This window comes from Pseudomonas oryzihabitans NBRC 102199 (assembly GCF_000730625.1).
GTDB classification, from domain to species: domain Bacteria; phylum Pseudomonadota; class Gammaproteobacteria; order Pseudomonadales; family Pseudomonadaceae; genus Chryseomonas; species Chryseomonas oryzihabitans.
Window position 1 is genome coordinate 477,393 of sequence record NZ_BBIT01000005.1, and the last position, 16,649, is coordinate 494,041.

14 protein-coding genes and 1 pseudogene are annotated in these 16,649 nt (G+C 69.7%); 10 read left to right on the forward strand and 5 right to left on the reverse strand.

Annotated elements, in window-relative coordinates:
- Positions 1-363: 363 nt before the first annotated feature.
- Both zapA and POR01S_RS08525 read right to left on the reverse strand, forming a co-directional pair.
- A complete protein-coding gene (gene zapA / locus POR01S_RS08520) occupies positions 364-654 on the reverse strand; it encodes a cell division protein ZapA (protein ID WP_027598073.1) in 291 nt (96 codons plus the stop codon).
- Positions 651-926, reverse strand: coding sequence for a hypothetical protein (locus POR01S_RS08525; protein ID WP_042135164.1), 276 nt, complete (start codon positions 924-926; stop codon positions 651-653). Before POR01S_RS08525 ends, zapA begins: the two co-directional genes overlap by 4 nt.
- 299 nt (positions 927-1,225) lie before the next feature.
- Here POR01S_RS08525 and arnB point away from each other — a divergent pair, with 299 nt between their 5' ends.
- Genes arnB through POR01S_RS08570 form a run of 9 tightly spaced genes read left to right on the forward strand, consistent with a single transcriptional unit; the run spans position 1,226 to position 11,699 of the window.
- Complete coding sequence (gene arnB, locus POR01S_RS08530) at positions 1,226-2,374, forward strand: UDP-4-amino-4-deoxy-L-arabinose aminotransferase (protein ID WP_027598074.1); 1,149 nt, start codon at positions 1,226-1,228, stop codon at positions 2,372-2,374.
- Positions 2,371-3,360, forward strand: coding sequence for an undecaprenyl-phosphate 4-deoxy-4-formamido-L-arabinose transferase (arnC, locus tag POR01S_RS08535; RefSeq protein ID WP_027598075.1), 990 nt, complete (start codon positions 2,371-2,373; stop codon positions 3,358-3,360). The genes arnB and arnC overlap by 4 nt, the downstream gene beginning before the upstream one ends.
- Before the next feature lie 14 nt (positions 3,361-3,374).
- Entirely contained in the window at positions 3,375-5,354 is a 1,980-nt protein-coding gene (arnA, locus tag POR01S_RS08540; protein WP_042135167.1) for a bifunctional UDP-4-amino-4-deoxy-L-arabinose formyltransferase/UDP-glucuronic acid oxidase ArnA, read from the forward strand.
- A gap of 11 nt (positions 5,355-5,365) precedes the next feature.
- Entirely contained in the window at positions 5,366-6,247 is an 882-nt protein-coding gene (gene arnD / locus POR01S_RS08545) for a 4-deoxy-4-formamido-L-arabinose-phosphoundecaprenol deformylase (RefSeq protein WP_042135449.1), read from the forward strand.
- Positions 6,244-7,887 (forward strand): lipid IV(A) 4-amino-4-deoxy-L-arabinosyltransferase, encoded by a 1,644-nt coding sequence (gene arnT / locus POR01S_RS08550; protein ID WP_255211813.1) that lies wholly within the window; start codon positions 6,244-6,246, stop codon positions 7,885-7,887. Before arnD ends, arnT begins: the two co-directional genes overlap by 4 nt.
- Positions 7,884-8,225, forward strand: coding sequence for an EamA family transporter (locus tag POR01S_RS08555; RefSeq protein WP_007161489.1), 342 nt, complete (start codon positions 7,884-7,886; stop codon positions 8,223-8,225). The genes arnT and POR01S_RS08555 overlap by 4 nt, the downstream gene beginning before the upstream one ends.
- A complete protein-coding gene (gene arnF / locus POR01S_RS08560) occupies positions 8,222-8,623 on the forward strand; it encodes a 4-amino-4-deoxy-L-arabinose-phosphoundecaprenol flippase subunit ArnF (RefSeq protein ID WP_042135171.1) in 402 nt (133 codons plus the stop codon). The genes POR01S_RS08555 and arnF overlap by 4 nt, the downstream gene beginning before the upstream one ends.
- Complete coding sequence (locus POR01S_RS08565) at positions 8,620-10,017, forward strand: UDP-glucose dehydrogenase family protein (protein WP_027598081.1); 1,398 nt, start codon at positions 8,620-8,622, stop codon at positions 10,015-10,017. The genes arnF and POR01S_RS08565 overlap by 4 nt, the downstream gene beginning before the upstream one ends.
- Complete coding sequence (locus POR01S_RS08570; protein ID WP_042135174.1) at positions 10,017-11,699, forward strand: glycosyltransferase family 39 protein; 1,683 nt, start codon at positions 10,017-10,019, stop codon at positions 11,697-11,699. The genes POR01S_RS08565 and POR01S_RS08570 overlap by 1 nt, the downstream gene beginning before the upstream one ends.
- Before the next feature lie 20 nt (positions 11,700-11,719).
- On the opposite strand, the gene POR01S_RS08575 is transcribed toward POR01S_RS08570, so the two are convergent.
- From POR01S_RS08575 to POR01S_RS08585, 3 genes are all read right to left on the reverse strand, one after another.
- On the reverse strand, positions 11,720-12,586 hold the full coding sequence (locus POR01S_RS08575) for an SMP-30/gluconolactonase/LRE family protein (RefSeq protein WP_042135175.1): 867 nt from the start codon (positions 12,584-12,586) through the stop codon (positions 11,720-11,722).
- Between the two features lie 102 nt (positions 12,587-12,688).
- Positions 12,689-13,870 carry a M20 aminoacylase family protein gene (locus POR01S_RS08580; RefSeq protein WP_074583461.1) on the reverse strand — a complete coding sequence of 394 codons (1,182 nt, stop codon included), beginning with the start codon at positions 13,868-13,870 and terminating at the stop codon, positions 12,689-12,691.
- An 11-nt stretch (positions 13,871-13,881) separates the two neighbouring features.
- Positions 13,882-15,189, reverse strand: coding sequence for an MFS transporter (locus tag POR01S_RS08585; RefSeq protein WP_042135177.1), 1,308 nt, complete (start codon positions 15,187-15,189; stop codon positions 13,882-13,884).
- A 425-nt stretch (positions 15,190-15,614) separates the two neighbouring features.
- Between POR01S_RS08585 and POR01S_RS08590 the strand changes: the two are divergent.
- Positions 15,615-16,614 (forward strand): annotated as a pseudogene (locus POR01S_RS08590) (PstS family phosphate ABC transporter substrate-binding protein).
- The last annotated feature ends 35 nt before the right edge of the window (positions 16,615-16,649 follow it).

Sequence of the window (16,649 nt, forward strand, 5' to 3'; positions counted from 1 at the left end):
TCTCCCGAAGGGAGAGGGGGCGGAGCGGCGCGGGGGTTCGGTTGGCGTAGGGTGGAAAACCGCGGAACGTTTTCCATACGCGTGCCGTGCCATCGTGGATGAGGCTGCGCCGTCATCCACCCTACGGAGTCCTGCGCAGGTCGGTAGCTCCGTGCGGAGCCGAAGCCTTACCCCAGCCCTCTCCCGAAGGGAGAGGGGGCGGAGCGTCGCGGGGGTTGGGCTGACGTAGGGTGGAAAACCGCAAAGCGTTTTCCACGCGGGTACCGTGCTTCCGTGGATGAGGCTGCGCCGTCATCCACCCTACGGAGTCCAGCGCAGGTCGGTAGCTTCGCGCGGCGCGCCTTCCTTATTCCAACCCGCTTCCTACGCCTCCTGCGCCGCCCGGACCTCGGCGGTCAGGGCCTGGAGACGGGTGTCGAGGGCATTGAGGGCGCCGGCGTCGGCGGCGGTGTCCAGGCTCAGGCGCAGGGCGGCCAGCACCAGCAGCTCGGTGGCGTCACCGCGACGGCGGTCGCCCTGGATGGCGACCAGTTCGTCGCGCAGGCGGGCGGCGGCCTGTTGCAGGGCGGCGCGGTCGCCTTCGGCCACCTTGAAGCGGTAGCGGCGACCGAGCACCTCCACCTCGTCGTCGGCGCCCGTCTTGGCGGTCTTCACTCGACGCTGGCCGCGTGGCGCTGCTCGGCGTCGGCGGCCACGGCCTGCTCGACGGACTGCGCGGACAGTAGGGCCAGCAGGCCTTCCACGCGCTGGCGGGTGCTGGCGCCGTGTTCTTCCTGCTCCAGCAGACTCAGTTGCAGGGTGTCGTTTTCGTCGCGCGCGGCCAGCAGCGCCTGCTCCAGTTCCTGGGTGCGGGCGGTCAGTCGATGGTTGCGCTGCAGCAGGTCGCGGATGGCGGTTTCCAGTTCGCTCAGGGTGTTGTCCAGCATGGGCGCGGTCGTCTCTCGTGTCAGGTTCGGGGCTGCCAAGGCGGCAGGGGTCAGCATTCTAGGCCTCTCACCGACCACCGGCACCCCATTCGTCGTGGGCTAAGCCCTTGTTTGCCAAGAGGTTCACGGGGGTGACCGGCGAGCTGACCGGCTGTCAGGCAGTTGTCAGGTTGCGCTAAGGGGGCCGTAAGGCAAGACGCCTTAGCCTGGGCTCATCGCGTCGGCTGTCCTGTCCCGGCGCCCCTCGCTTCGGATGAGCCGCCATGACCGATCTGTCCCAGAGCACCGCCCCGCGCCAGCTGGACGAGCCCTTCCTGCCGTTTTCCCGGCCCAGCATCGGCGCCGAGGAAGTGGCCGCGGTGAGCCAGGTGCTGACCTCGGGCTGGATCACCACCGGGCCCCAGGCCAACCTGCTGGAAGAGCGCTTCGCCGATTCGGTGGGCGCCGCCCATGCCGTGGCCCTGTGCTCGGCCACCGCCGCCATGCACGTGACCCTGCTGGCGCTGGACATCGGCCCGGGCGACGAGGTGATCACCCCCTCGCTGACCTGGGTCTCCACCGCCAACATGATCACCCTGATCGGCGCCACCCCGGTGTTCGTCGACGTCGACCGCGACACCCTGATGGTCTCCGCCGAGCAGGTGGCCGCCGCCATCACCCCGCGCACCAAGGCCATCGTGCCGGTGCACTACGCCGGCGCCAGTTGCGACCTGGCGCCGCTGCGCGCCCTCGCCCGCGAGCACGGCGTAGCGCTGATCGAAGACGCCGCCCACGCCGCCGGTACCCGCTACCAGGGCGAGCCCATCGGCCAGCGCGGCACCGCCATCTTCAGCTTTCACGCCATCAAGAACCTGACCTGCGCCGAAGGCGGCATGCTGGTGACCGACGACGCCACCCTGGCCGAGCGGGTACGCCGGCTGAAATTCCACGGCCTGGCGGTGGATGCCTTCGACCGCCAGACCCTGGGCCGCAAGCCCCAGGCCCAGGTGCAGGAGCCCGGCTTCAAGTACAACCTCTCGGACATCCACGCGGCCCTGGCGCTGGTGCAGCTGGATCGCCTGGGCGACATCAACAGCCGCCGCCGCCTGCTGGCCCAGGCCTACACCCAGCGCCTGGCCCAGCTGCCGGTCGCGCCCCTGGCGCTGCCCGACTACGCCCAGACCCACGCCTGGCACCTCTACATCCTGCGCATCTGCCCCGAGCGTTGCGGGATGGAGCGCGAAGCCTTCATGGCCGGCCTCAAGGCGCGCGGCATCGGCACCGGCATCCATTTCACCGCCACCCACCTGCATCCCTGGTACCGCGAGCGCTGGCCCGAGCTGGCGCTGCCCAACAGCGAATGGAATTCGGCACGGCTGTGCTCCATCCCGCTGTTTCCCGACATGACCCTCGCCGACGTGGACCGCGTGGTCGGCGCCATCGAAGACCTGCTGGAGAAAGGCGCATGAAGCCCTATGCCATCGACCGGGTATCCGTGGTGATCCCCGTCTACAACGAAGAAGCCAGCCTGCCGGAACTCTTGCGCCGCACCCGCGCCGCCTGCCGCCTGCTGGATTGCCAGGTGGAGATCATCCTGGTCGACGACGGCAGTCGCGACCGCAGCGCCGAGATCCTGCAGCGGGCCGCCAGCGAGCCGGACAGCCCGGTCGTGGCGGTGCTGCTCAATCGCAACTACGGCCAGCACTCGGCGATCCTCGCCGGCTTCGAGCAGGCGCGGGGCGATCTGATCATCACCCTGGACGCCGACCTGCAGAATCCGCCGGAAGAGATCCCGCGCCTGGTGCACACCGCCGCCCAGGGCTACGACGTGGTCGGCACCGTGCGCCAGCAGCGCCAGGATTCCTACCTGCGCACCCTGCCGTCGCGGCTGATCAATCGCGCCGTGCAGCGCTCCACCGGCGTCGCCATGCGCGACTACGGCTGCATGCTGCGCGCCTATCGCCGCCAGGTGGTGCAGTCGATGCTGGCCTGCCACGAGCGCAGCACCTTCATCCCGATCCTGGCCAACAGCTTCGCCCGCCACACCACCGAGATCGAGGTGGCCCACGCCGAGCGCGAACACGGGGATTCCAAGTACGGCTTCCTCAAGCTGATCAACCTGATGTTCGACCTGCTGACCTGCATGACCACCACCCCGCTGCGCATGCTCAGCCTGTTCGGCGGTGGCCTGGCGGTCTTCGGCTTCCTCTTCGCCGCGCTGCTGCTGGTACTGCGCGTCACCCACGGCGCCGAGTGGGCGGCCGATGGCGTGTTCTCGCTGTTCGCCGTGCTGTTCATCTTTACCGGCGCCCAGTTCGTCGGCCTCGGTCTGCTCGGCGAGTACCTCGGCCGGGTGTACCACGACGTCCGTGCCCGGCCCCGGTTCCACGTGGAACAAGTGATCCGCGCCGCCACCCTTTCTCCTTCGCCGGCGCCGCTGCGCCAGGTCCAGTAACAGGAAAGCCCCTGATGAAAACCGCCATCGTCTTCGCCTACCACGACATCGGCTGCGCCGGCCTCGCCGCGCTGATCCAGGCCGGCTATCCCATCGCCGCCGTCTTCACCCACCCGGATGACCCGAGCGAAAACCGCTTCTTCGGTTCGGTGGCCCAGCTTTGCGCCCGCCACGGCATCCCGGTGCACGCGCCGGAAGACGTCAACCACCCGATCTGGGTCGAGCGCATCCGCGCCCTGGAACCGGATTTCATCTTCTCCTTCTATTACCGCAACCTGCTGTCGGGCGACGTCCTGGCCTGCGCCAAGCGCGGCGCCTACAACCTCCACGGTTCGCTGCTGCCGCGCTATCGCGGTCGCGCCCCGGCCAACTGGGTGCTGGTCAACGGCGAGACCGAGACCGGCGTGACCCTGCACCGCATGGTCAAGCGCGCCGACGCCGGCGCCATCGTCGCCCAGCAGCGCGTCGCCATCGCCGCCGACGACACCGCCCTGACCCTGCACGCCAAGCTGCGCGAAGCCAGCCAGACGCTCCTGCGCGACAGCCTGCCGGCCCTGGCCGAAGGCCGGCTGAGCGAGCGCGAGCAGGACGAAAGCCAGGCCACCACCTTTGGCCGGCGCAGCGCCGCCGATGGCGAGCTGGAGTGGAGTCGTCCGGCCGTGGAACTGGGCAACCTGGTGCGCGCCGTGACCCAACCCTATCCGGGCGCCTTCGGCTGGATCGGTGACCGCAAGCTGATCGTCTGGAGCGCCCAGGCCCGCCAGGAAAGCCATGGCCAGACCCCCGGCAGCGTGCTGAGCCTGGAGCCGCTGCGCATCGCCTGTGGCGAGGGCGTCCTGGAAATCCAGGCCGGCCAGCTGGGCGACAACGGCCTCTATCTGTCCGGTCCGCAACTGGCCCGCGAAGCCGGCCTCGTGGCCGGTGCCCGCCTGCATCGCCAGGATCGCCGCGCCAAGCGCCGCACCCGGGTGCTGATCCTGGGCGTCAACGGCTTCATCGGCAACCACCTCTCCGAGCGCCTGCTGGCCGACGGCGAGTACGAGGTCTATGGCCTCGATATCGGCTCCGATGCCATCGAGCGGCTCAAGGCCAATCCGAATTTCCACTATGTGGAAGGCGACATCTCCATCCACACCGAGTGGCTGGAATACCACATCAAGAAGTGCGACGTGGTGCTGCCGCTGGTGGCCATCGCCACCCCCATCGAATACACCCGCAATCCGCTGCGCGTGTTCGAACTGGACTTCGAGGAAAACCTCAAGATCGTTCGCCACTGCGTGAAATACGGCAAGCGCGTGATCTTCCCGTCCACCTCCGAGGTGTACGGCATGTGCCAGGACGAGCGCTTCGACGAAGACCGCTCCAACCTGGTGGTCGGCCCGATCAACAAGCAGCGCTGGATCTACTCGGTCTCCAAGCAGCTGCTCGACCGGGTCATCTGGGCCTATGGCGCCAAGGGCCTGAAATTCACCCTGTTCCGTCCGTTCAACTGGATGGGCCCGCGCCTGGATCGTCTGGACTCGGCGCGCATCGGCAGCTCCCGCGCCATCACCCAGCTGATCCTCAACCTGGTGGAAGGCACCCCGATCAAGCTGGTCGACGGGGGCGCCCAGAAGCGCTGCTTCACCGACGTCGACGACGGCATCGAGGCGCTGTTCCGCATCATCGAGAACAGGGGCGGTCGCTGCGACGGCCAGATCGTCAACATCGGCAACCCGGACAACGAAGCGAGCATCCGCGAACTGGCCGAAGAGCTGCTGGCTCAGTTCGAGGCCCATCCGCTGCGCCACGAATTCCCGCCCTTCGCCGGCTTCCGCGAGGTGGAGAGCAAGAGCTTCTACGGCGACGGCTACCAGGACGTGGCCCACCGCAAGCCCAGCGTGGAAAACGCCCGTCGCCTGATCGACTGGCAGCCGACCACCGCCATGGCCGCCACCGTCGGCAAGACGCTGGACTTCTTCCTGCGCGAAGCCCTGGCGCAGCGGGAGGCCTGATGAACACCCTGATCCCGGCCAGCCTGCGCATCGACGTGGACACCTATCGCGGCACCCGCGAAGGGGTACCGCGGCTGCTCGACCTGCTGGACGAGGCCGGGGTCAAGGCCACCTTCTTCTTCAGCGTCGGACCGGACAACATGGGGCGCCACCTCTGGCGCCTGGTGAAGCCCACCTTCCTGTGGAAGATGCTGAGGTCCAAGGCCGCCAGCCTCTATGGCTGGGACATCCTGCTGGCCGGCACCGCCTGGCCGGGTCGGCCCATCGGTCGCGACCTCGGTCACCTGATGCGCGAGACCCGCGCCCGCGGCCACGAGGTCGGCTTGCACGCCTGGGATCACCACGCCTGGCAGGCCCATACCGGCAGCTGGAGCCTGGAGCGTCTAGGTCAGGAATTCGGCCGTGGCCTGCAGGCCCTGGAAGACATCCTCGGCGCCAGGGTCGACTGCTCCGCCGCCGCCGGCTGGCGCGCCGATCCGCGCGTGGTGCTGGCCAAGGAGGCCTTCGGCCTCCGCTACAACAGCGATTGCCGCGGCAGTGCGCTGTTTCGTCCGCGGCTGGGCAATGGCAGCCACGGCACCCCCCAGGTGCCGGTGGACATGCCGACCTTCGACGAGGTGGTCGGCCCGGAGCTGGCCGCCGGTGACTGGAACGGCTATCTGCTCAAGCGCTTCCGTCCGGGGGCGCTCAACGTCTACACCCTGCACGCCGAGGTGGAAGGCATTGCCTTCGCCAATGACTTCCGCGCCCTGCTCAAGGCCGCGCGGGAGCAGGGCATCCTGTTCCTGACCCTGGGCGATCGCCTGCCGGCCGATCCGCGCCAGTTGCCCGCGGGCAATCTGGTGCGTGGCAGCCTGGCCGGCCGCCAGGGCTGGCTGGGCGTGCAGGCATGAGTCGGCGTCGCCTGTGGATGCTGCTGCCGCTGGCGCTGCTGGCCTATGCCCTGCCGCTGGCCTGGCGCGGCCTGTGGATTCCGGACGAGTCGCGCTATGCGCAGATCGCCCAGGAACTCTGGCGGCGTGGCGACTGGGTGGTGCCGCACTTCCTCGGCCTGCCCTATTTCGAGAAACCCATCGGCGGCTACTGGACCCAGGCCATCGCCCAGGCCTGGCTCGGTGACTCGCTGTTCAGCGTGCGCCTGGTGCCACTGCTGGCCAGCCTGGCCACCGCCGCCCTGGTGGTGCGCCTGACCCGGCTGATCTGGCAGGACCGCCCGCTGGCGCTGCTCGCCGGGGTGGTCTATCTCTCCTGCGTGGCCGTGGCGGGGCTGGCCACCTACGTGACCCTCGACGCCCAGTTCGCCTTCTGGATGGCCCTGGCGCTGCTCGCCCTCTGGCAGGCCCAGGCCGCCGAGACCCGCGGCGCGGCCCTGGTGCAATGGGCGCTGCTGGGGCTGGCCTGTGGCTGCGGCCTGCTGACCAAGGGCTTTCTCGCCCTGGTGCTGCCGGTGCTGGTGGCCGTGCCCTTCTTCCTCCTGCAGCGGCGCCTGGGCGAGTTGCTCTGCCGCGGTCCCCTGGCTGTGCTGGTGGCGATCCTGGTGGTGGCCCCCTGGGCGCTGCTGGTGGCCCGGCGCGATGCGGATTTCTGGAATTTTTTCTTCTGGCACGAGCACATCCAGCGTTTCGCCGGCCAGGATGCCCAGCACGAGCGGCCGTTCTGGTTCTATGGCCCGGTGCTGCTGCTGGCCATCCTGCCCTGGGCCGGCCTCCTGCCGCGTACCCTGGGCCAGCTCTGGCAGGACCGGCGTCACCGCGGCACCGCCTTCCTCGGCATCGCCGTGGTCGGCCAGCTGCTGTTCTTCAGCCTCAGCCGCGGCAAGCTGCCGACCTACCTGCTGCCGACCCTGGCCGCCCTGGTGCCGCTGCTGGCGCGCACCCTGCAGGAGGCGGGCCGGCGCGGCGCCACCGGTGCCCTGCGGCTGAACGGCCTGTGCAATCTGCTGCTGGGCCTGGCCGGCCTTGCCGCCCTGCTGATCTATGGCGGTCGCCTCTATGAAAGCGGCGAAGGCCTGACCCGCGCCCTGGCCCTGCTGGCGCCCCTGGCGCTGCTGCTGGCCGGCCTGGCCGCGCTGGTCTGGCCGCGGCGCACCCTGCTGGCGCCGGCCCTGGCGCTCTGGGTGCTGCTGCCGCTGCTGTCCATCGCCCTGCCCAACGGCCTGGTCGACAACAAGCTGCCGAGCACCTTCATCCAGGCCCAGCTCGGCCACTTCAAGAATGCCGGCCTGCTGGTCAGCAACGACCTCGGCGTGGCCGCCAGCCTGGCCTGGGCCACCCACCGCGATGACGTGGTGCTGGTGGGCGGTCCGGGCGAACTCAAGTACGGCTTCGCCCGCGAGCCGGCCAGCGGCCGGCTGATCGAAGAGCGCGACCTGGCCGCCTGGCTCGCCGCCCATCGCGACCAGGGTCCGGTGGCCATCCTCTTGCGGGTCGACGGCCCCAGCGATCGCCAGCTGCTCGACAGTCTGCCCGAGCCGGGCGAGAGCATCGCCAGCGAGCGCCTGGTGCTGCTGGTCTATCCGAGGCCGACGCCATGACCGCCCTCGACGGCCTGCTGATCGCCGTGGTGATCGGCCTCACCAGCGCCGGCCAACTGGGCCAGAAGCGCGCGGTAGCCGCCGGTAATGCGCTGGCCGCACGCCTGCGGTCGCCCTGGTTGTGGGGCGCCCTGGTCTGCCTGGGCCTGGCCCTGCTGGTCTGGTGCGCGGTGCTGCAGCGGGTGCCGGTGGGCGTCGCCTATCCCTTGCTCTCGCTCAACACCCTGGCGGTGACCCTGCTGGCGCGCCTGGTGTTCGGCGAGGTGGTGGACGCCCGCGCCTGGTGTGGCTGCCTGTGCATCGTCGCCGGCGCCGCGCTGCTGGGTGGCCAGCTATGAACGGCCTGCTGCCCCTCGGCCTGAGCATCCTGCTCACCACCCTGGCGCAACTCGCCCTGCGCGCGGCGCTGGTGCGGCTGCCGGCCATGGCCAGCTGGGTCGGCGCGCCCGAGTCGCTGCTGAGTACGGCCGGGCTGCTGCTGGCCCTGGGCATCTTCTGCTACGGCCTGTCGCTGCTGGCCTGGCTGGCCGCCCTGGCGCGCCTGCCGCTGGGTCGCGCCTATGCGGCGCTCGGCCTCTCCTACGTCTTCGTCCACCTCGGCGCGGCCTGGCTGCCAGGCGCCGCCGAATCCTTCACCCCCTGGAAAACCCTGGGCGTCGCGCTGGTCGTGGCCGGTGTCGCCCTTGTCGGCGGGCCCCGCGCCAGCGCCGCTCCCACCCTGAGGAATACCCTATGAACATCAGCGTTTTCGGCATCGGCTACGTGGGTCTGGTGCAGGCCGCCGTGCTGGCGGAAGTCGGCCACCAGGTGGTGTGCATGGACATCGACCGCGCCAAGATCGACAAGCTCAAGCGCGGCGAGGTGACCCTCTATGAGCCGGGTCTGGAAGAGCTAGTGCGCAGCAACCTGGCCGCCGGCCGCCTGGTGTTCACCCATGAGGCCGCCGAAGCCGTGGCCCATGGCGCCGTGCAGTTCATCGCCGTCGGCACCCCGCCGGCCGCCGATGGCTCGGCCGATCTGTCCGCCGTCTTCGCCGTGGCCGAGACCATCGCCCGCCTGCGCCGCGAGCCGCTGATCGGCCAGCCGGTCTCCCGCGATCCGCTGCTGGTGGTGAACAAGTCCACCGTGCCGGTGGGCACCGGCGACCGCGTCCGCGCCCTGATCCACGAGGTGCTCGCCGAAGAGGGCCGCACCCTGCACGTGGAGGTGGTCTCCAACCCGGAATTCCTCAAGGAAGGCGCCGCCATCGCCGACTGCAAGAAGCCCGATCGCATCGTGGTGGGCACCGACTCGCCGGTGGCCCGCGACGTGATGCGCGAACTCTATGCACCCTTCAACCGCAACCATGACCGCATCCAGTGCATGGACCTGCGCAGCGCCGAGCTGGCCAAGTACGCCGCCAACAGCCTGCTGGCGGTCAAGATCAGCTTCATCAACCAGATCGCCGAACTGGCCGAGCACGTCGGCGCCGACATCGAGGCGGTGCGCCAGGCCATCGGCGCCGATCCGCGCATCGGTCACCACTTCATCTACCCGGGTTGCGGCTACGGCGGCTCCTGCTTCCCCAAGGACCTGCAGGCGCTGATCCGCACCGGCGAGGAAAACGCCGTGGAGCTGGATCTGCTGCGCGCCGTGGAAGCCATCAACGTGCGCCAGAAGACCAAGCTGTTCGAGCGCATCAACACCTACTTCGACGGTGACCTGCGCGGCCGTACCTTCGCCCTCTGGGGGCTGGCCTTCAAACCCAACACCGACGACATGCGCGATGCGCCCAGCCGGGTGCTGATGGAGGCCCTCTGGGCGGCCGGCGCCAAGGTGCGCGCCTTCGACCCGGTGGCCATGGCCGAGGCCCAGCGCCTCTATGGCCACGACGAGCGCCTGGCGCTGATGGGCACCCCCGAGGCCGCCCTGGCCGGCGCCGATGCCCTGGTCATCTGCACCGAGTGGCAGCAGTTCAAGGCGCCGGACTTCGATCTGATCGCCCGCCAGCTCAATCAGCCGCTGATCTTCGACGGGCGCAACCTGTTCGATCCCGAGCGCATGGAGCGTCGCGGCATCGAGTACTTCGCCATCGGCCGTGGCGCCGCCCTGGGCGGTCCCCAGGTCACCCGCCGTGTGGACGCCGCCTGATGGTCTCGCCCATGCCCCTGACCCCACGCAGCGCGCCCCTGGCCGCGCTGCCGGCGGCCAGTCGCCTGCGCCGCGAAAGCCTGCTGCTCGGGGTGATCGCCACCCTGATGTTCACCCTCGGCATCTGGAACCAGGCGCCCCAGGGCTTCGACGGTCGCTGGGCGGTCTTTCTCGGCGAGATGTTTCGCCATGGCCCGTCCTTTTTCGCCACCACCTACGGCCAGCCCTATCCGGACTATCCCGGCACCGCCACCTGGCTGAGCTGGCTGGCCGCGCGGGTGATCGGCGCGCCCAATCACCTGGCCAACGTGCTGCCCACCGCCCTGGCCTCGGCCGCGGTGCTGGCGCTGACCTATCGCCTGCTGGCCGATACCCGCCGCGCCTGGGCGCTGCTCACGGTGCTGCTGGTGGCCCTGACCCCGCAGTGGCTGGAAAAGGCCCGCGCGGTCTGCCTGGATCAGCTGGTCGCCCTGGTGGTGCTGCTCTGCTTCTACCTGCTCTACAGCGCCGACCGTGACGGTCGCCCGCTGCGCCGCCTGCTGGTGCTGCCGCTGTTCGCCCTGGGCTTCGCCATCCGTGGTCCGCTGGGCCTCATCGAGCCCTGCGGCGTGGTCTGCCTCTACTGGCTGGTGGTGGCCTGGGGCGAACCGGCCCGGCGCACCCTCGCCCTGCAACGCCTGTTCGGCTACGGCCTGGCCGGTCTGGCGCTGCTCGCCCTCGGCTGGTGGACGCTGATCCAGCTCGCCCACCACGAGGGTGGGGCGGATTTCGCCGCCGAGGTCTGGCACATGCAGGTCACCGGCCGGCTGGACGAGAGCGGCAAGCCGTTCTGGTTCTATCTGCAGCTGGGGCTCTATCGCTATCTGCCGGTGCTGCCGCTGGCGCTGCTGGTGCTGGCGGCCGAGCGCCGCCGCCTGCTGGCCTGGCCGCACACCGCCCAGCGCCGGCTGCTGCTGGGGCTGGCCGGCAGCGGTCTGCTGATCCTGGTCGGGTTGTCCATCCCGCACTTCAAGCGCGCCTACTATGTGGTGCCCATGGTGCCCTTCCTGGCCGCCATCGCCGCCCATGGCCTCCTGCGCGCCGAGGGCTGGTTCCGCCGCATCGCGCCAGTCTACACCGCGCTGGTGCTGGCGCTGCCCGGGCTGGCGCTGGTGGCCATGCTGGTCTGTCGTCACCTCTGGCAGCGCCACGGCTACTGGCCGGATGTCTCCCTGGCGCTGCTGGTGCCGGCCTTCGTCCTGCTGCAGATCGCCGCCCTGGTCAGCTGGCGCCGGCTGGACGGCAGTCGCCGCCTGCTGACGCTGAGCGCCCTGGCGCTGGCCGCCCAGTGGCTGATGCTGGTCACGGTGGTGGAGCCGGCCCAGGACCTGCAGTACGACACCCGCGGCTTCGTCCAGCAGGTGGAAGGTCTGCGCCAGCAGCAGCCGGGTCCCCTGGTGTTCTTCGGCCTCGGCCAGGACAGCTGGGCGATCCGCTACATGATGAACCTGGACCACGACGAGCAGCCGATCTTCATCGCCCGGCCGCAGGTCGCGGACCTGGCCCACCTGCCGTCCGGCGCCTGGATCATCCTCGCCCGCGACGACCGCGAATTGCTGGCGGGCACCCCGCTGGCCGACCTCACCCCGGTGCTGGGGCGCCGCCTCAACGGCAATCCCTGCCTGGTGTATCGCCTGCCCTGAAGTCCCCGGAGCCGCTCGCCCTAGCGAGCGGCTCCGGCGTCTCGCGAGAATTCCAGGATGCGGTTGCGCCCCTGCTCGGCGACCAGGTAATGACCGTCGCCGCGCGGGATCAGGGTCTGCGCCGAGCGCAGGTGCGAGAGCACCGTGACCAGACGGCCATCGGGCTGCACCAGCAGCACCCGGGCGCCGTGGGTGGCGTCTTCGGTGATCCACAGGCCGTCGGCCGAACACTGCACGAAGCCCGGCGCGTCGAGACCCGCGGCGACCAGGGTATCGGTCCCTCCCGGCTGCCACTGCTTGACCCAGCCCTTGGCCTTTTCGGTATAGAACAGCCGGCCATCCGGGCAGCGGGCCACCCCTTCGCCTTCTTCCAGGCCGTCGCGCAGCACCGCCAAGCGACGCTGCAGCGGGTCGTAGCTGAGCAGGCGACCGCGGGGCAGGTCCTCGATGGCATAGAGGGTCTGGCCATCGGTGGCGACGCCCTCGACGTCGTTGCCGTCGAACAGGGCCTGGTGCTGGCCGTCGCGCAGGAGAAACACCGGCAGCGGTCCGCCTTCCTGGCTGACCACCAGGCCGCCCTGGAACATCACCAGGCCATCCGGCTTGGACAGCTCGCCCAATACCGGCTGGCGCTCGCCATTGGGCAGCAGCCGCAGCAGGCTGCCGCGGCGACTGGAAAATTCCTGGGTCACGAACAGGCTGCCATCGGCGTCCAGGGCCAGGGCGCTGACCATGGGGATGTCGGCGGCGACTTCCCGGTAGCGCCAGCCCTCGGCCGCACTGACCGGATGGAAATGCCGCCAGGCCGGATAGGCGAAGCCGGCGGCCAGCACGGCGACGCCCAGCGCCAGACCCTGGCGCCAGCCCAGGCGCGGAACACGACGCATGGCGATCTCTCTGTGGCAGAACGATGACCGGGCAGTCTAGCGGCCCGCGCGTGAAGAATCCGTCGCCGGCACCCCAGGTGAGGGGGCCGGCGGGGCGGGGCCTCAGGCGGTGAGGAAGGCCTCGGTCAGCTTGACCCAGTAGCGCGCGCCCACCGGCAGCAGGGCGTCGTTGAAGTCGTAGGCCGGGTTGTGCAGGTTGGCGCTGGGCCCGTTGCCGACGAACAGGTAGCAACCGGGCACCTGCTGCAGCATGTAGGCGAAGTCCTCGCTGGCCGGGATGGGCGCGAAGGGGTGCAGGGCCTCGGCGCCAAAGTGCTCGATCGCCACCTGGCGGGCGAAGGCGGTGGGGCCGTCGTGGTTGACCAGCACCGGATAACCCCGCTGATAGTCCAGCTCGGCGGTGGCGCCGAAGCTTTCCGCCTGGGCGCGCACCAGGGCGCCGATGCGCTGCTCCAGCAGGTCGCGGGTGCTGTCCTGGAAGGCGCGGATGGTGAGCTTCATCTCCACCGCATCGGGAATGACGTTGGAGGCCTCGCCGCCGTGGATGCTGCCCACGGTGATCACCGCGGTGTCCAGCGGCGCCACGTTGCGCGAGACCACGGTCTGCAGCGCCATCACCGTGGCCGCGCTGGCGACGATGGGATCGACCGCCTTGTCCGGTACCGCGCCGTGGCCGCCCTGGCCGCGGATGCGCAGGAGGGCGGTGTCGGACGAGGCCATGGCGGCGCCGTCGACGAAGCAGAACTTGCCGGTGGGCACGCCGGGCATGTTGTGCAGGCCGAACACCTGGTCGCAGGGAAACAGCTCGAAGAGGCCGTCCTGCATCATCTTCAGGGCGCCGCCCAGGCCTTCCTCGGCCGGCTGGAAGATCAGGTGCAGGGTGCCGTCGAAGGCGCGGGTCTCGGCCAGGCAGCGGGCGGCGGTGAGCAGGGTGGTGGTATGGCCGTCGTGACCGCAGGCGTGCATGCGGCCCGGGTGCTGGCTGGCGTAGTCGAGGCCGGTGGTCTCCAGGATCGGCAGGGCGTCCATGTCGGCGCGGATACCCAGCACCTTGCTGCCGCTGCCGGCGCGCAGGGTGCCGACCACCCCGGTGCCGCCCAGGCCGCGATGGACCTCGTAGCCCCAGCCGGCGAGGGCGGCGGCCACCAGGTCGCTGGTGCGCTGTTCCTGGTAACCCAGTTCGGGATGGCGGTGGATGTCGCGGCGCAGGGCGACCATGTCCGGCAGGTAGCCGGCAATATGACGGGCGGTGGCGTCTTGATCCGCAGCGGTGGCAAGGCTCATGGCGATCTCTCTCAATCCAGGTGGCGTTCGGGATAGCTCAGCAGTGCCAGCCATCCTATCAGCAGCATGCCGATCAGGTACCAGGCCGGGGCGAGCGGGCTGCCGGTGGCGCCGATCAGCCAGGTGGCGATGAACTGGGCGGTGCCGCCGAACAGGGTCACCGCCAGGGCGTAGGTCATGGCGAGGCCGGTGGCGCGCACCGGCCGCGGCAGGCCGGCGAGGATCAGCAGCAGTCCGGCGGTCATGTTGACGCTCATGGCGGTGATCACCACGAAGCGGGCGGCAAAGGCCAGGCCCTGGGTGGTGGGATCGTTCAGCCAGACGAAGGCCGGGTAGATGCCCAGCAGGGCCACCGCCAGGCTGACTAGGGCCACCGGCTTGTAGCGACCGAAGCGATCCAGCAGCAGCCCGGCGGCCAGGGCGGCGGCCATCTGCACGGCGCTGGAGGCCACCCCGGCCAGGTAGGCGCTGGTGGCCGGCAGGCCGACGATGCGGGTCATGTAGGTGGGCATGTAGAACTGCATCAGATAGGTCAGCAGGGTCGCCGACATCACGATCAGCAGGCCCAGGCCGAAGCGCCGCGGATGCTCGCGCAGAAAGGCGCGCACCGGGCCGCCCTCGACCGTGCCGGCGCCGCTCCAGGTCTCGTCCACCTGGCGGCGGATATAGAGGCCGACCGGGATGATGAGCAAGCCGACCAGGAAGGGGATGCGCCAGCCCCAGGCATGCAGCTCGGCCTCGGACAGGCTGCGGGTGAGCAGGGCGCCCAGACCGGCGCCGAGCAGGGCGCTGCCGCCCTGGCTGATCACCTGCCAGCTGACATGGAAGCCGCGCCGGCCGGGGCTGGCCGATTCCAGCAGCAGGGTGGTGGCGGCGCCGATCTCGCCGCCGGCGGAAAAGCCCTGCAGCAGGCGCCCCAGCAGCAGGATCAGCGGCGCGGCGATGCCGATCTGGGCGTGGGTCGGGGTGAAGGCGATCAGGGCGCTGCCCAGGCCCATCAGCGAAATGGTCAGCAGCATGGCCTGCTTGCGCCCGTGGCGGTCGGCATAGGCACCCAGCACCATGCTGCCCAGGGGGCGCATGACGAAGCCGACGCCAAAGACGCCAACCGCCATCAGCAGGGAGCCGTAGGGCGTATCCGAAGGGAAATACAGCTGGCCGATGATGGCGGCGAAAAAGCTGAAGACGGTGAAGTCGAACATCTCCAGGCCGTTGCCGAGACTGGCCGCGGCGATCAGCTTGGCCCGCGAGGGCGTGGCGACCGTGCTGGCGGGGGCCACGTCGGCGCGGGAGGAGGACGTCGGAAGAGCCTGGGCCATGGTGCGTTCCTCTGCACTGAGATGAATGCTTAGCTATGCAAATGACGGTCCGGTCCGCGCGGGCCGCGTGCCTGGGCGGTCGTGGCGGGGCCGGAGACCGGGCGTGCGCCAGGGTGGTGCAGCGCCGGCCCTCTTGCAGCCTAGTCGAACCTGCCGCCTCGGCTGGCACTCGCTCATAAATCCGTCACAATGCGCGCCTAGGCTCTGTACGAAAAATGCCTGCGCTCGGTGATGCTGCGTTGAAAATCAGCTCGGAATGCTCATTTACCCCTCGTAAACTCGTTCGCGAGCTCGGTCCGCTTCCTCACTGATTTTCGCCTTGCCTGACCTTCGCTCGGCAATCTTTCGTACAGAGCCTCGAGTGCCGGCTTGCGCCTGAGCGTCGCCGGCCCAGGCCCGTCTCCCATCCCCGCGAGGAATCCGGCATGGACATCAAAGGTCCGCTGACCGCTGTGGCGCTCGCCCTGGCGCTCGGTGGCACGACCGCTCGAGCCGAGGGCGTCGACCCGGCCATCCCTGCTTACCAGAAGGTGAGCGGGATCTCCGGCAATCTGTCGAGCGTGGGCTCCGACACCCTGGCCAACCTGATGACCCTTTGGGCCGAGAGCTACAAGCGCGAGTATCCCAACCTCAATATCCAGATCCAGGCGGCCGGCTCGTCCACGGCGCCGCCGGCGCTCACCGAAGGCACCGCCGGCATCGGCCCCATGAGTCGCAAGATGAAGGACGCCGAGCTACAGGCCTTCGAGCAGCGCTTCGGCTACCCGCCCACCGCGGTGCCGGTGGCCATCGATGCCCTGGCGATCTTCGTCAACAAGGACAATCCGTTGCGCCAGCTGACCCTGGAGCAGGTCGACGCGATCTTTTCCAGCACCCGGCTCTGTGGCGGTCCGCACGAACTCAAGACCTGGGGCGACCTGGGCCTGACCGGCGACTGGGCCAGGCGGCCGATCCAGAGATTCGGCCGCAATTCGGTGTCGGGCACCTACGGCTACTTCAAGGAAGCGGCGCTGTGCCGTGGCGACTTCCGCGCCAACGTCAACGAACAGCCTGGCTCGGCCTCGGTGGTCCAGGCCATCAGCCAGTCCCTGGGGGGCATCGGCTACTCGGGCATCGGCTACCAGACCGCCAGCGTCCACACCCTGGCGCTGGCACGCCAGCGTCCACACCCTGGCGCTGGCACGCCAGGGCACCACCGATTTCGTCGAGGACAACCAGGCGAACACCCTGTCCGGGCGCTATCCCCTGGCGCGCTATCTCTACGTCTATGTGAACAAGGCGCCCAATCGTCCGCTCAATCCCCTGGAGGGGGAATTCCTGCGGCTGATCCTCTCGCGCAGCGGCCAGGAAGCCGTGGTCAAGGACGGCTACATCCCCCTGCCGGCGGCGGTGGTGCAGCAGGCCCTGAAGACCCTGGGCTACTGAGCGCCTGGCGCCCTGCGCCCGTCCCGGGCGTAGCG